Origin of the sequence: Azospirillum himalayense, from assembly GCF_042657465.1 — a bacterium.
In the GTDB taxonomy this organism is placed as follows: Bacteria; Pseudomonadota; Alphaproteobacteria; order Azospirillales; family Azospirillaceae; genus Azospirillum; species Azospirillum himalayense.
This window is the reverse complement of the sequence record NZ_JBHSLC010000011.1, coordinates 59,374-74,115: the sequence shown is the minus strand read 5'-3', so window position 1 is coordinate 74,115 and position 14,742 is coordinate 59,374. Positions and strand designations below refer to the sequence as shown.

The 14,742-nt window shown below is 70.2% G+C and carries 11 protein-coding genes; 6 read left to right on the top strand and 5 right to left on the bottom strand.

Features of this window, described 5'->3' with window-relative positions:
• Positions 1–15: 15 nt before the first annotated feature.
• Positions 16–942, bottom strand: coding sequence for a 4-hydroxybenzoate octaprenyltransferase (ubiA, locus tag ACFPMG_RS09180; protein ID WP_376994856.1), 927 nt, complete (start codon positions 940–942; stop codon positions 16–18).
• Between the two features lie 133 nt (positions 943–1,075).
• Between ubiA and ACFPMG_RS09175 the strand changes: the two genes are divergently transcribed.
• Together ACFPMG_RS09175 and ACFPMG_RS09170 are read left to right on the top strand one after the other, a co-directional pair.
• Positions 1,076–1,870: a 16S rRNA (uracil(1498)-N(3))-methyltransferase gene (locus tag ACFPMG_RS09175; protein ID WP_376994855.1), complete on the top strand. Its 795-nt coding sequence runs from the start codon at positions 1,076–1,078 to the stop codon at positions 1,868–1,870.
• An 81-nt stretch (positions 1,871–1,951) separates the two neighbouring features.
• Positions 1,952–3,316 (top strand): glutamate--cysteine ligase, encoded by a 1,365-nt coding sequence (locus ACFPMG_RS09170; RefSeq protein WP_376994854.1) that lies wholly within the window; start codon positions 1,952–1,954, stop codon positions 3,314–3,316.
• Between the two features lie 66 nt (positions 3,317–3,382).
• On the opposite strand, the gene ACFPMG_RS09165 is transcribed toward ACFPMG_RS09170, so the two are convergent.
• On the bottom strand, positions 3,383–4,537 hold the full coding sequence (locus tag ACFPMG_RS09165; RefSeq protein ID WP_376994853.1) for a pyridoxal phosphate-dependent aminotransferase: 1,155 nt from the start codon (positions 4,535–4,537) through the stop codon (positions 3,383–3,385).
• A 19-nt stretch (positions 4,538–4,556) separates the two neighbouring features.
• A complete protein-coding gene (locus tag ACFPMG_RS09160) occupies positions 4,557–5,990 on the bottom strand; it encodes a gamma-glutamyltransferase (protein WP_376994852.1) in 1,434 nt (477 codons plus the stop codon).
• Between ACFPMG_RS09160 and ACFPMG_RS09155 the strand changes: the two genes are divergently transcribed.
• From ACFPMG_RS09155 to ACFPMG_RS09145, 3 genes are all read left to right on the top strand, one after another.
• Positions 5,959–7,311 (top strand): M48 family metalloprotease, encoded by a 1,353-nt coding sequence (locus ACFPMG_RS09155; RefSeq protein WP_376994851.1) that lies wholly within the window; start codon positions 5,959–5,961, stop codon positions 7,309–7,311. The two genes, ACFPMG_RS09160 and ACFPMG_RS09155, sit on opposite strands and share 32 nt — an antisense overlap.
• 122 nt (positions 7,312–7,433) lie before the next feature.
• The gene (locus ACFPMG_RS09150) at positions 7,434–8,189 is read left to right on the top strand and encodes a DsbA family protein (RefSeq protein ID WP_109067780.1); all 756 of its coding nucleotides are present in this window, start codon (positions 7,434–7,436) and stop codon (positions 8,187–8,189) included.
• Positions 8,190–8,206: 17 nt separating this feature from the next.
• Positions 8,207–8,821 carry an HAD family hydrolase gene (locus tag ACFPMG_RS09145; protein ID WP_376994849.1) on the top strand — a complete coding sequence of 205 codons (615 nt, stop codon included), beginning with the start codon at positions 8,207–8,209 and terminating at the stop codon, positions 8,819–8,821.
• A 12-nt stretch (positions 8,822–8,833) separates the two neighbouring features.
• Here ACFPMG_RS09145 and greB read toward each other — a convergent pair whose 3' ends face one another.
• On the bottom strand, positions 8,834–9,397 hold the full coding sequence (greB, locus tag ACFPMG_RS09140; RefSeq protein ID WP_376994848.1) for a transcription elongation factor GreB: 564 nt from the start codon (positions 9,395–9,397) through the stop codon (positions 8,834–8,836).
• 82 nt (positions 9,398–9,479) lie between these two features.
• Positions 9,480–12,656 (bottom strand): Rne/Rng family ribonuclease, encoded by a 3,177-nt coding sequence (locus ACFPMG_RS09135; protein ID WP_376994847.1) that lies wholly within the window; start codon positions 12,654–12,656, stop codon positions 9,480–9,482.
• Between the two features lie 583 nt (positions 12,657–13,239).
• On the opposite strand from ACFPMG_RS09135, the gene ACFPMG_RS09130 reads away from it, so the two are divergent.
• Positions 13,240–14,553, top strand: coding sequence for an N-acetylmuramoyl-L-alanine amidase family protein (locus ACFPMG_RS09130; RefSeq protein ID WP_376994846.1), 1,314 nt, complete (start codon positions 13,240–13,242; stop codon positions 14,551–14,553).
• Positions 14,554–14,742: the final 189 nt, after the last annotated feature.

Below are 14,742 nucleotides of genomic sequence, written 5' to 3'. Positions count from 1 at the left end.
CAAGTCCCCTGCCGCCTAGATCTTTCCGGCCAGGAAGGCGGCCAGCACCAGCCAGCCGAACCAGCGGTTCGACTTGAATTTCTTCAGGCAATCCGTCTGATCGTCGGGGTTCCAGGTCGCCACCTGCCAGGACAGCTGCAGCGCGGCCAGCGAGAGCAGCGGCAGGAACAGCCCGCCCAGCCCGGCCAGACGCCCGGCGATGCCGATCCCCACGAAGGTCAGCGTGTAGAAGCCGTAGATCCAGATCTTGCTCTGGTCGCCCAGCCGCAGGGCGGTGGACTTCACGCCGATTCGCGCGTCGTCCTCCTTGTCCTGGTGGGCGTAGATGGTGTCGTAGCCCAGCGTCCAGACGATCCCCGCGGCGTAGAGCGCCAGCGCCGGCCATTCCAGCTCGCCGCGCACCGCCGTCCAGCCCATCAGCGCGCCCCAGTTGAAGGTCAGCCCCAGGAAGGCCTGCGGCCACCAGGTGATGCGCTTCATCAGCGGGTAGGTGAAGACCAGCGCCAGCGACAGCACGCCCAGCCCGATGGTGAGCGGGTTGAACTGCACCAGCACCGCCAACCCGATCAGAAGCTGGGCGGCGAGGAAGGCCAGCGCCTGCTTCACCGACACCTGCCCGGAGGGGATCGGCCGCGTCCGCGTGCGCTCCACCATGGCGTCGAAGTCGCGGTCGAGGATGTCGTTGACCGTGCAGCCGGCCCCGCGCATCACCACCGCGCCGATCGCGAACAGCGCCATCAGCCAGAGGTCGGGCAGCGGCCCCGACCCGGCCAGCGCGATGCTCCACCAGCCGGGAAACAGCAGAAGCCACGTGCCGATGGGCCGGTCCAGCCGCGCCAGCCGCAGATAGGGCCGGACCGCCGCCGGGGCGAAGCGGTCGATCCAGTCGCCGCGCCGGATGTCGGTGAAGTCGCCGGGAGCGGGGGAGGCGGGGCTGGTCATGGCGGACTCGGGAAGAGAAGTGGAAGAAGCCGGGGGCAAGGTAGCGGCGGGGGTGGGTCCCCGCAAGGCTGGGCCGTTTCCGCCCCGCAGTGTTATCGCTATAGTCGGCGCCGCACACCGGAGACCTCGCGCCATGTCAAACCAACCGAAGACCCGCCTCTATGTGGACAGCCCCCTCGGCGAGGGGCAGGCGGTGGGGCTCGACCCCGAGCGGGCGCATTTCCTGCGCCATGTCCTGCGGCTCGACAAGGGCGACGTCGTGGCCGTCTTCAACGGGCGGGACGGCGAATGGCTGGCCGCCATCGACGGCTTCGGTAAGGGCTGGTGCTCACTCACCGTGACCGCGCAGCGGCGTCTTCAGGCGGCCGGGCCGGACCTCTGGCTGCTGTTCGCGCCGATCAAGCGCGGGCGCATCGATTTCGTGGCGGAGAAGGCCAGCGAACTGGGCGTGTCGCGGCTGTGGCCGGTCTTCACCCGCCGCACCGACCCCAACCGCGTCAACACCGACCGCCTGCGCGCCAACGCCATCGAGGCCGCCGAGCAGTCGGAGCGGCTGACCGTGCCGGAAATGGCCGACCCGCTGCCGCTGGACAAGGCGCTGGCCGGCTGGCCGGCCGAACGTACGCTGTACCTGTGCGCCGAGGCCGGGAACGTACGCCCCATCGCGGAGGCCGTCCGCGCCCGGCCGCGCGGCCCCGCCGCCTTCCTGATCGGGCCGGAGGGCGGCTTTGCGCAGACCGAACTTGACGAAATTTGCAAACTCCCCTTTGTTGTTCCCGTCGGTCTGGGGCCCCGCATTCTCCGGGCCGACACGGCGGTGGTCGCGGCGCTCGCCTGCTGGCAGGCCCTTGCGGGGGACTGGACGGCGGACGGGGGCGACACCCGACCGCCCTTCCGCGCGCCGGCCGACCCCACCGTCGGGGAGTAAGGGCCGCTCGACGCGCCGCTGTTCCGAGGCGGGCCATTTGACTCGTTGGCCAATTCAGACTTTTTGAAAGCGGGAGCTTCCATGTCCGCACCTCCGCAGACGCGTGGTGAACCGATCACCGACCGCCGCCAGCTGGCGGCCTATCTGGAATCCGGCAACAAGCCGGCCGACCAGTGGCGCATCGGGACCGAACACGAGAAATTCGCCTACCGCGTCTCCGACCACCGGCCGCTGCCCTACGAGGGGCCGGACGGGATCCGCGAACTGCTGACCCGCCTGCAGCGCTTCGGCTGGGACCCGGTGGAGGAGAAGGGCAACCTGATCGCCCTGACCCAGGGCATGGCGAACATCACGCTGGAACCGGGCGGGCAGGTGGAGCTGTCCGGCGCCCCGCTGGAGTCCCTGCACCAGACCTGCGCCGAGGTGCACCGTCACCTCGATCAGGTGAAGGAGATCGGCGGGGAGCTGGGCATCGCCATGATGGGTCTCGGCTTCCAGCCGAAATGGCGGCGCGACGAGATCCCCTGGATGCCCAAGGGCCGCTACAAGATCATGGGCGACTACATGCCCAAGCGCGGCCAGCTCGGCCTGGACATGATGATGCGCACCTGCACCGTGCAGGTGAACCTGGACTTCGCGTCGGAAGCCGACATGGTGAAGAAGTTCCGGGTCAGCCTAGCGCTTCAGCCCATCGCCACGGCCCTGTTCGCCAACTCGCCCTTCACCGAAGGCAAGCCGAACGGCTTCCAGAGCTTCCGCAGCCACATCTGGACCGACACCGACCCCGACCGCACCGGCGACCTGCCTTTCGTGTTCGAGGACGGATTCGGGTTCGAGCGGTACGTGGACTACCTGCTCGACGTGCCGATGTACTTCGTCTACCGCGACGGCACCTACATCGACGCCTCCGGCCAGTCCTTCCGTGACTTCATGCAGGGCCGCCTGCCGGCGTTGCCGGGCGAGGTCCCGCTGATCACCGACTGGGCCGACCACATGACCACCTCCTTCCCCGAGGTGCGTCTGAAGAAGTATCTGGAGATGCGCGGCGCCGACGGCGGCCCGTGGCGCCGCCTGTGCGCCCTGCCGGCCCTGTGGGTCGGTCTGCTCTACGACAGCCAGGCGCTCGACGCCGCCTGGGACCTCGTGAAGGGCTGGACGACGGAGGAGCGCGCCCATCTGCGTGCCGAGGTGCCGCGCCACGCCCTGCGCACCCCCTTCCGCGGCCGCACGGTGCGGGAGGTCGCGCTTGAGGTTCTGGAGATCGCCCGCGGCGGTCTGGCGCGCCGCGCCCGCAACGACAACTGGGGCGACGACGAGGCGCATTTCCTGAACACGCTGCTCGACATCGCCGAGTCCGGCCAGACGCCGGCCGACGAGCTTCTGGCGAAGTTCAACGGCCCCTGGGGCGGCAGCGTGGACCCGGTGTTCAAGGAATACGCGTACTGACGACGCCAAAAGAAAAAGCCCTCCTCCGGCATCCCGGAGGAGGGCTTTTTCTTTTGGAAGGCCGGCTTATTTCTTCCAGGCGATCAACCGCCGGGCCGCCTCGGCGATGGTCTCCTCCGAGCCGGCGAAGCTGAAGCGCACGAAGCGGAGGCCGCGGGCCGGGTCGAAGTCGACGCCGGGGGTGCAGGCGATGCCCGTCTCCGCCAGGATGCGCTTGCAGAAGGCCTCGCTGTCGTCGGTCATCTCAGTCACATCGGCGTAGATGTAGAAGGCGCCGTCGGCCGGAGCCAGCTTGTCGAAGCCGGCCTTCGGCAGCTCCCTCAGCAGAAGCTCGCGGTTGCGGGCGTAGCGGGCGACATGGCCGTCCAGCTCCTCGGTGCAACTGAACGCGGCGACCGCGGCGGCCTGCGACAGGCTGGGAGCCGAGATGAACAGGTTCTGGGCGAGGCATTCGACCGAGCGGATCAGGTCGTCCGGCACGATCATCCAGCCCAGCCGCCAGCCGGTCATCGAGAAGTATTTGGAGAAGCTGTTCACCACCAGCGCGCTCTCGCTGACCTCAGCGGCGGTGACGGCCTCCGGCCCGTAGGTCAGGCCGTGGTAGATCTCGTCGGAGACGAGGCGCACGCCCTTGGCGTCGCACCAGTTGGCGAGCGCGGTCAGTTCCTCGCGGCTCAGCATCGTGCCGGTCGGGTTGGCCGGGCTGGCGACGATCAGCCCCTGGATGGGCGGATCGAGCTGTTCCAGAAGCTCAATGGTCGGTTGGAAGCGGTGCTCCGGACCGGTCGGCAGCTCCACCGGCTCGACCCCGATGGCGGTCAGCGTGTGGCGGTAGGCCGGGTAGCTGGGCGAGGCCATGGCCACCCGGTCGCCGGGATCGAAGGCCGCCAGGAAGCCGAGCTGGAAGGCGCCCGAGGAGCCGGTGGTGACCACCACGCGCCGCTCCGGCACATCGATCCCGTAGCGGTCGCGGTACCAGCCGGCGATGGCCGCGCGCAGCGCCGGGATGCCCAGCGCCCCGGTGTAGCCCAGCACGTCGGCGTCGAGCATGCGGTGGGCGCCGTCCAGCACGCCCTTCGGCGCGCCGGTCGAGGGCTGCCCGACCTCCATGTGCAGGACCTCCAGGCCGGCGGCCTCGCGCTCGGCGGCGGCGCGCATCACTTCCATGACGAAGAAGGGCGGGATGGCGCCCCGTTTGGAGACTTTGGGTGCTTTGCTCATGATTCCAGACTTCTGAACATCAACGCTCGGTTTCGACCAGGATGCCCAGTGCGTGGGCGCGCGGGTCGGCGGCGATCTGGCATTCCTTCCAGCCGCTCTCCATCGAGGTCTGGCAGGTGACGAAGGTGGCCCGGCCAAGCCCGTTCGCGGCGCGGCTGACCCGGACGGCGGCGCCCGGCTCCTTGTCGAGCGCGGCGGGCAGGGCGGCGGTCAGCAGGGCGGCGGGCGCGGCGGCGGGGCCGTCGTTGCCGGCGGCGCTGGCCGCCCCGGCGAACTGGGTGCGGCCGACGATGGCGTTGGTGAGCAGGCCGGGCGCGCCGAAGCCGGCGCCGTCCACCCCGCGGGCGGCGAGCAGGCCGGTGCCCGGCACCATGCGGCCGCTGCCGAAGGGCGCCCCCATGGTGAAGGAGCAGGCGACCCCGTTCTCCTCATGGTCGATCACGACGAGGCCGGCGCCGGGCGCGGAGGCGCCGTTGGAGACGCCGTTGGAGGCGCCATTACCGGTGGCGCCCAGCGCCTGGGCCACGCGGGCGGCGCGCTGGTCGGACGGCAGGTCGGCGGCGGCGTTCCAGGCGGCGGTCAGGGCGGCGCCGTTGTTGGTCTCGGGGAGCTGGGCGAAATGCATCGACACGATGCCCAGCGGAATGGCCGCGGTGCCGGTCCAGCGCGGCTGGAAGCCGCGCACCGCGGCGGGGTCGATGGCGGCGGCCTGGGCCACGGCGCCGCCCAGCGGCCCGCCATACATCGCGGCGATGCCGCTGCGGCGCACCTGCGACAGGGAGGCGGCCAGCTCCGGCTGGCTCAGCGGCGCGCCCTCGGCCAGCGGCGCGCCGGTGGGCAGGAAGACGCGGCGCGCCTCCGGGTCGGCGGACAGGCGGGCGGCGGAGTCGGCGAGGTCGCGGGCCAGCGCCCGGCTGACCGGGACCGAGCGGGCGAGCTGCTCGGCCGGGACCACCGCCTGTTCCCAGCGCATCACCCCGGTGGCGGCCTGGAGCGCGTAGACGCCGCGCAGGAAGCCGGGCAGGGCCGCCCCGCCGGCGCCGGCGGGGCGGGGGAGGAAGTCGAGCGTTCGGGTTTCCTTCTTCGCCGCGTCGAACACCACGCAGACGCCGCCGCCGGTCATCCCGACGCGCGAGGGCAGGGTGACGGCCATCGCCATCGCCATCGCGGTGGCGGCGTCGCCGGCCTTGCCGCCCTGGGCGATGATGTCGCGCCCGATCTCCGCCGCGCGCGGCTCGTCCGCCGCGACGTAATTCTGGGCCGGGGCGCCCGTGCGGTATTTCGTGTTGACGCAGCCGCCCACCAGCGATGCGGCTATGGCAATCGCGCCCAACCCTTGCCAGATTCGGCGGGTGGAATGGGGCGCCCGGACCGGCATCTTGACCGGCTGCCCGGTGCCCCGGTGTGCGGAGGAAGTAACGGTGCGCAAGCCCAGCAGGCTGGTTTCGGTCATCGCCATGGTTGCCGTGATGGTTCTGTCGTGGTCGCCGCCCGCGGGCGCGCAGCGGCGCCAGGAGATGCAATTCCTGAGCGACGCCGAGACGGAACATATCATCCGCGACATGGCGCGGCCAATCTTCCAGGCCGCCGGCATCGATCCGGACGCGGTGAACATCGTCCTGGTCAACGACAACACCATGAACGCCTTCGTCGCCGGCGGACAGAACATCTTCCTGCACACAGGCCTGCTGCTGGGGCTGGAGGACGCCGGGCAGCTGATCGGCGTGATCGCCCACGAAACCGGCCACATCGCCGGCGGCCATCTGGTCCGCGGGTCGGAGGCGATGGAGAACGCCTTCCTGTCCTCGCTGATCGGCATGGGCATCGGCATCGTCGGCGGCATCGCCGCGGGCAACGCCGGGGCCGGTGCGGCGGGCGTCATGCTGGGCCAGCATCTGGCGGAGCGCAACTTCCTGTCCTTCTCGCGCAGCCAGGAATCCTCGGCCGACCAGGCGGGCCTGTCCTACATGGAGCAGTCGGGCATCTCGGCGGAGGGGCTGGTCACCTTCCTGGAGAAGCTGGGCGCCGCCGACGACCCGCTGCTGGTGGACCGCGACGCCGGCTACCGCCGCACCCACCCGCTGACCCGCGAGCGCATCGAGACGGTGCGCAATTTCGTGGAGCGGTCGCGGGCCGGCAGGAAGCCGGTCCCGGCGCAGTGGAACGAGGAGTTCCGCCGCATCCAGGCCAAGCTCTACGCCTATCTCGACCCCAACGGGGCGCTGCGCCGCTACAAGGCGGACGACCCGTCCTTCGTGGCGCGCTACGGCCGGGCCTACGCCTATTTCCGGCGCGGCGAGGTCCGGCAGGCCTTGCCGCTGGTCGACGCGCTGATCGCCCAGGAGCCGAAGAACGCCTTCCTCTACGAGATGAAGGGCGACCTGATGCTGCAGAACGGGCGGGCGGTGGACGCCGCCGCCCCCTACCGCAAGGCGATCGAGCTGGAGCCGGACGCCGGCAGCATCCGCGTCTCGCTGGCCCATTCGCTGATGGAGCAGAACGACAGCCGGCTGGCCGACGAGGCGCTGCGCAACCTCCAGGTCGCCTCCAAGACCCAGGCGCAGTCCGCCTTCCTGTGGCGGCTGATGGCCCAAGCCTGGAGCATGAAGGGCAACGCCGGCATGGTCGCCTACGCCACCGCGGAGGAGGCCTTCGCCCGCGGCGACAAGCCGATGGCCCGCTTCCAGGCGGAGCGGGCGGAGAAGCTGCTGCCCGCCGGTTCCCCCGGCTGGTTGCGCGCCCAGGACATCCGCGGGCAGGCGGGCGGCAAGTGAGCCTTCTCCGTTCGCGCGCCCTCCGTTTGCGCGGTGCACAGCCGTCTTGCCTGACCCCGCCGTCCCGGTCCACAGTATCGCCCCGATTCGCGCCGTTTTGGCTCCCCACGAGAGAGTTCGACATGACCCGCTTCCGCCCCGCCGCCCTGGCGCTCGCCGCCGCGCTGGCCCTTCCGACGGGGCTGCTGGCCCCCGCCCTCCAGGCGCAGAGCCCGATGGACGACGCGCAGCGCAAGGCCGTCGAGGAGGTCGTGCGCGACTACATCCTGAAGAACCCGGAAATCATCCTGGAGGCCGTGGATTCGCTCCAGAAGCGACAGAAGATGGCCGAGGAGCAGAAGGCCAAGGCGGCGCTGGCCGACAACAAGGCCGCGCTGTTCCAGAACCCAGCCGATCCGGTGGCCGGCAACCCCAAGGGCGACGTGACGGTGGTCGAGTTCTTCGACTATCAGTGCGGCTACTGCAAGGCCGTGCAGGCCGACACCGAGCGCCTGATCAAGGACGACGGCAAGCTGCGCTTCGTCTTCAAGGAGTTCCCGATCCTCAGCCCGGCCTCGCTGACGGCGGCCAAGGCGGCCCTGGCGTCGCGCGGGCAGGGCAAGTATCTGGAATTCCACAACGCCCTGATGGCCCACCGCGGCCAGCTCGACGACGACGTGATCCAGCGGCTGGCCAAGTCGGTTGGGCTGGACACCGACAAGCTGAAGAAAGACATGAACAGCCCCGAGGTGCTGAAGGTCATCGCCGCCAACCAGGCGCTGGCCGAGGAGCTGGGCATCCGCGGCACCCCGGCCTTCGTCATCGGCGACGAGCTGGTTCCCGGCGCGATCAAGCTGGACCAGATGAAGGACCTCGTCGCCGCGGCCCGCAAGGGCTGAGGCTGGGGCGAGGATCGATGATGACCAAGCCGACCACCGTCGTCTTCGACATCGGCCAAGTGCTCATCGAATGGGACCCGCGGCATCTCTACCGCGAGCTGTTCGACGGGTACGAGGACCTGATGGAGGACTTCCTCGACAACGTCTGCACCACCGCCTGGAACCTGGAGCAGGACCGCGGGCGCGCCTGGGACGAGGCGGTCGCCGTCCTGACCGCCGAGTTTCCCGATTGCCGCGAGCTGATCCGCGCCTACCACGAGCGGTGGGAGGAGATGGTGCCCGGCCCCATGGCCGGGACCCCGGAGATCCTGATGGAGCTGAAGCAGCGCGGGACGCCGCTCTACTCCATCACCAACTTCTCGTCGGAGAAGCTGGCGCTGACCCGCAGGCGCTTCGACTTCCTGAACGTCTTCGACGGGATCATCGTGTCCGGCGACGAGAAGCTGGTGAAGCCGGACCCGGCGATCTTCCAGCTCCTGCTGGACCGCTACGGCTTGTCGGCGGCGGACTGCTACTTCATCGACGACAGCCCGGCCAACGTCGAGGCCGCCCGCCTCGTCGGCATGACGGCGCACCGTTTTTCCGGCGCCGCCAGCCTGCGCGCCGAAATGGAGGAGCTGGGGCTTCTGTAGCCCCAGCCTTCCTTACGCCGTATCGCCCGGGTAGCGGATGGCGATGACCTCGATCTGCTCCAGCCCGGCGGGGGTGCGCAGGTCCACCACGTCGCCCTCCTGCGCCTTCAGCAGGGCGCGGGCGATCGGCGAAATCCAGCTCACATGGGCGCGGTCCATGTCCACCTCGTCGGCGCCGACGATGGTGATGGTGTTCTCCGTCCCGTCCCCTCGCGTGTAGGTGACGGTGGCGCCGAAGAACACGCGGTCGCGGTTCTTCTGGAGTGTGGGATCGACCACCTCCGCCGATTCCAGGCGCTTGGTCAGGAAGCGGATGCGCCGGTCGATCTCGCGCAGGCGCTTCTTGCCATAGATGTAGTCGCCGTTTTCCGAACGGTCGCCGTTGCCGGCTGCCCAGGACACCACCTCGACCACCTTCGGGCGCTCGACGCGCAGCAGGGAGCGCAACTCCTCCTGCATGCGCTGGAAGCCTTCGGGCGTCATGTAGTTCTTCACGCCCTTGGGCAAGGGCTTGGGATCGTCGGCCTCGTCGTCGTCGGGGGCGGAGTCGTTCTCCCGGGTGAAGGCCTTGCTCATGGTCGGGACCCTTCGCGGTTCTCAGGAAAAGGAAAAGGCGCCGCGAGGCGCCTTTTCCAGTCTTTACGGTGATGAAACGCGCTTAGCGGCTCCACCAACCCCGGCGCGGCTTGGCCCCCGGAGCGGCGCTGGCGCTGGCCGGCTCATTAGCCGGCGCGTCGGCCGGGGCCGCCGGCGCCTCGCTGACCGCCGGAGCGGGCGCCGCCTCGGCGGGAGCATCCGCCATGGTCTTGCGCTTGCGCACCGGGCGCTTCTTCGCCTCCTCGGCGACCGGGTCCGCAACCGGGGCCGGGGCGGGTGCCGCCTCGGCAGGGGCTTCCGCCGCGGTCTTGCGCTTGCGCGCCGGGCGCTTCTTCGCCTCCTCGGCGACCGGGGCCGCAACCGGCGCCGGGGCGGGTGCCGCCTCGGCAAGGGCGGTCTTCGCCTTGCGGCTGCGCGACGGCTTGGCCGGCGGCGGAGCGGTTTCCTCCGGAGCGGCGGCCTTCGCGGCAGCCTTAGTGCCCTTCGCGGCGCGCTTCGGCTTGGCAGGGGCCGCTTCCGGCTCCGCGGTCACCACTTCGGCGGCCTCGGCGGCGGTCGCCTTGGCGCGGCCACGGCGCGGCTTGCGGGCCGGAGCCTCCTCGGCCACCGGGGCGGCCTCCTCGGCGGACGGACCCTCCGCGGCGGTGTCCGCCGCGGTTTCCGGAGCGGCCTCGGCGGCGTTGTCTTCGGCCACCGCGCTGGTCAGGACCCAGTCGAACTCGACCGGCTCCATGTCCGCTGGCAGTTCCGGCGGGTTGACGGCGCGGCCGGCCTCGGCGGCGGTCGGGAAGGACTCGGCTTCCGCCTCGCCCTCGACGCCATCTTCCGATTCGGCGGCGGGCAGACCCTCGCCGGCCTCCAGGCCCTCACGCTGGCGGGACCGCCGGCGACCACCGCGCTTGCCGCGGCGGCGCTTCTTGCGCTCGCCATTGGCGTCGCCGTTCGTCTCGAACGCATCGGCGCCGTCGTCCGCTTCGGAGGCGGCCAAGTCGGCGTCCTCGTCCTCGTCGTCCTCGATGTGGGCGGGGCCGACATCGACGTCGTTGATGACAAACTCCGGAGCGTCGATCTGGGCACGCTCGATCGCTTCCTCGTCGACCGCCGTCTCGTCGGCGTCGGTGTCGGCGGCCTCGGCTTCGACCTCGTCGCCCTCGGTCGTCTCGTCGGAGGCTTCGGCGGACTCGCCGAACGGCGCGCGGCCATCCTCGCGGTCACGCCCGCGGCCACGGCGGCGGCGGCGGCGGCGGCGGCGGTCGCCCTCGCTCTCCCCGGCGGCGTCGGCGCGTTCCGTGACCTCGGCCCCGGCGACCTCGGCGGCCTCGACGACGGGCGCCTCTTCCTCGGCCTCCTCGGCCTCGGCGGCCAGGATGCGGTCGGTCTCGGCCAGGACGCGCTCGGCGCTGACCAGCGGCACGTCGTCTTCCGGCGTGCGGGCCTTCACGCGCTCAAGCCGCAGGTCCGGCGCGATCAGCGTGTCGTCGGCCTGGACCATGACGCGGAACCGGTAGCGGTCCTCGATCTTGGTCAGCTCGCCGCGCTTCTGGTTGAGGATGTAGAGCGCGATGCGGGTCGGCACGAAGACGGTGATCTCCGACGACCGCTTGCGGATGCCCTCCTCCTCGATGGCGCGCAGCACGTGCAGCGAGGCGGATTCCACCGAGCGGATGACGCCGGTGCCGGAGCAGTGCGGGCAGCGCTCGAAGTTGGTTTCCAGCAGCGACGGGCGCAGACGCTGGCGCGACAGCTCCAAGAGGCCGAAGGCGGAGATGCGGCCGAGCTGGATGCGCGCCCGGTCGTTCTTCATCGCCTCCTTCAGGCGGCGCTCCACCGCGGCGTTGTTGCGGGGCTCCTCCATGTCGATGAAATCGATCACGATGAGGCCCGCGAGGTCGCGCAGGCGCAGCTGGCGCGCCACCTCGTCCGCGGCTTCGAGGTTGGTCTTGTAGGCCGTTTCCTCGATGTTGCGCTCGCGCGTCGACTTGCCCGAGTTGACGTCGATGGAGACCAGCGCCTCGGTCGGGTTGATGACGATGTAGCCGCCGGAGCGGAGCTGCACGACCGGGCTGTGGATCGCGTCGATCTGCGTTTCCACCTGATAGCGGTGGAACAGCGGAATCGTGTCGTCCTGGTACTGCATGACGCGCTTGGTGTGGCTCGGCATCATCATGCGCATGAAGTCGCGCGCGGTGTTGAAGCCGGCGCTGCCCTCCACCCAGATCTCGTCGATGTCGTCGGTGTAGAGATCGCGGATCGAGCGCTTGATGAGGTTCGCCTCCTCATAGATGAGGCAGGGCGCGGACGACTTCAGCGTCTGGACGCGGATGTCGTCCCACAGGCGCAGCAGATATTCGAGGTCGCGCTTGATTTCCTGCTTGGAACGTTCCAGCCCCGCGGTGCGCAGGATGACCGCCATGCCTTCCGGAATATCGAGGTCCGAGAGGATCTCCTTCAGGCGCTTGCGGTCGGCGGGGTTGGTGATCTTGCGGGAGATCCCGCCGCCGCGGCCCGTGTTGGGCATCAGCACGCAGTAGCGGCCCGGCAGCGACAGGTAGGTGGTCAGCGCCGCGCCCTTGTTGCCGCGCTCCTCCTTGGTCACCTGGACCAGCATGACCTGCCGGCGCTTGATGACCTCCTGGATCTTGTAGCTGCGCAGCGGGCGGGCGCGGCGGCGGTGGGCCTCCTCGACCTCGTCCCCGCCGATGACGTCCGGGCTTTCCGCCGGAGCAGCGCCTTCCGGAGCCTCGTCCGACTCCGCGGCCTCGTCCGAACCGCCGTCCGAACCGGCATCGGTGGCGAAGGCCGGGATGTCGCCCTCGAAACCGTCGCCCTCGGCCTCGGCGTAGGAGCCGGGCATCGGGGAGATTTCCTCCTCCACCTGCTCCGGGCGGATCGGCTCGGCCATCACCGCGCCATCGGCGGCGGCCTCGGCGCGGGCCTCGGCCTGCTCCTCCAACCGGCGCTCCTCGGCCAGCAGGGCCTCACGGTCGGCGATCGGGATGCGGTAATAGTCGGGATGGATTTCCGAGAAGGCCAGGAAGCCGTGGCGGTTCCCGCCATATTCCACGAAGGCCGCCTGCAGCGACGGCTCGACCCGGGTCACCTTGGCAAGATAGATGTTGCCCTTGAGTTGCTTCCGGGTGGCGATTTCGAAGTCGAGGTCTTCGAGTCTGTTCCCATTGACCACGGCAACCCGGGTTTCCTCCGGGTGCGTGGCGTCCACCAGCATGCGCTTGGCCATACAAGATCCCCATGACGCCCCAGGCCGCCCGCGCGACGGTCAAGCCGCCGGGGCGCGTCATCGTTGTGAGCGAAGCCTGCGGAACCGGCCCCTAACCCGTCGAACGGCGCTGACGAAGCAGCCAGGACGGGTCGGGCTTCGGCCTCCGGGTTACGGCCTTGCGGCCGGCACCAGCTTCGAGGTTTCGTCCCAATCCACCGGCAACCCAGAAGCGTCACGCCCCGGACCGCGCCCGATGATGTAAATTTCGGCCGTGGGGGTCCGTGGGCGACGCCCACAGTCACCCCGGAGAGAAACCTCTCGGAAGAGTGGGCTGGTGGGTCGCGGTATGTCGCAGGGCTACCATAGACAAGCACGAAACCATGCACAACGTGGAATTCGGCGAAAGTTGCGGTCCACCATATCCGGTTCGGCGGCATTCCACCGGGATGGGGCCGTGCCGGGGCACTGTTGCACGAACGGCACCCTCGCCGACAATTCCGCCACGCCCCCGGAAACCACCGTTGAGCGCCTTGATTTCACTGCGCTATAGCTGACCGCTGGCTTTGCCGGTTTGTGCTTTCTGGTGGAACGGATGCCCCGATTGCTCGCGATTGTCGCTGCGCTGGGCGCCCTTCTGGGGGCGGCCGCCCTGCCGTGCGTCCCGGCGCAGGCCCAGACCACCGCGGCGCTGCCCTTTCCGCCGCCGGTGCAGGAGCGGGTGTCCGTCCTGAACGCGCGGCTCGGCCTGCATCCCGACAAGACGCGGTTGGTTCTGGAACTCACCGACTCGGTTCCCTTCACCGTGTCGGTGCACGGCTCGCCCTACCGCGTCGTCGTCGATCTGCCGGACGTGAGCTGGCCGGGCGGCAACACGGTGATGGCGGGCAAGGGCGTGGTCGCCCGCTACCGCTTCGAAGGGCGCGACGGCGGGGGACGCGACGGCGGGGCCTCCCGCCTGGTGGTGGAGACCGACGGGCCGGCGCGGGTGGTCGAGTCCTACCTCATCCCGCCGCGCGACGGCTTCAAGCCGCGCTTCGTCCTCGACATCGCCCGCACCACCCCGGCGCAGTTCGCCGCCTCCGCCCCGGTCGCCGTAACCACCGGGATCGCGCCGGTCAGCCGCGAGGCGGTCCGCCCGCCGGCGAAGAAGGACCCCATCGTGCCGGTCGCCGCGGCTCTGCCGCCGCCGGTCCCGCCGCGGGCGGCGCCGGTTCCGGAAAAGCCGATGGTCGTGGTCGATCCTGGCCATGGCGGCGTCGATCCCGGCGCGGTCGGGGTCGGCGGGGTCTATGAGAAGGACATCACGCTGGCGATGGCGCGCGAGCTGAAGCGCCAGTTGGAGGGCAGCGGCCGCTACCGGGTGCGGCTGACCCGCGACAAGGACGTGTTCATCCGCCTGCGTGACCGCGTCGCCATCGCGCGGGAGGTCAACGCCGACCTGTTCCTGTCGCTGCACGCCGACAGCATCGGCTCCGCCAACATGCGCGGCCTGTCCATCTACACCCTGTCGGACCGGGCGTCCGACCGCGAGGCGGAGATGCTGGCCGCCAAGGAGAACCGGGCCGACGCGCTGGCCGGCATGGACCTGTCCTCCGAGAACGATCTGGTGGCCTCGATCCTGATCGACCTCGCCCAGCGCGACACGATGAACCACTCCAAGCGCTTCGCCAACATGGCGCTGGAGCATCTCGGCCGCGAGGTCAAGCTGATCCCCAACAAGCCGCACCGGCAGGCCGGTTTCGCCGTGCTGACCGCGCCGGACATGCCGTCCGCCCTGGTCGAGATGGGCTATCTGTCGAGTCCCCAGGACGTCAGCCTGCTGAGCAAGTCGGCCCACCGCGAGAAGCTCGGCCGCGGCATGGTCCGCACCATCGACGCCTATTTCAAATGGCTGACCGGGGCGCAGAAGAGCTGAGGCCCAGGGAACCGGGGTCGGCGAACACCACCGAGTGGCGTCAGCCATGCGGGCGGAGGCGGGCGGGCATACGCGCCTCCCGGTCACCACTTTCTTGCATGCGCCTTGTGGCCGTCACATTTTCCTGACATGGCTGCGAGGGAGTCGGACTGCCGCCCCTCGCGGTGTAGGATGCCGCCCATCGGATGG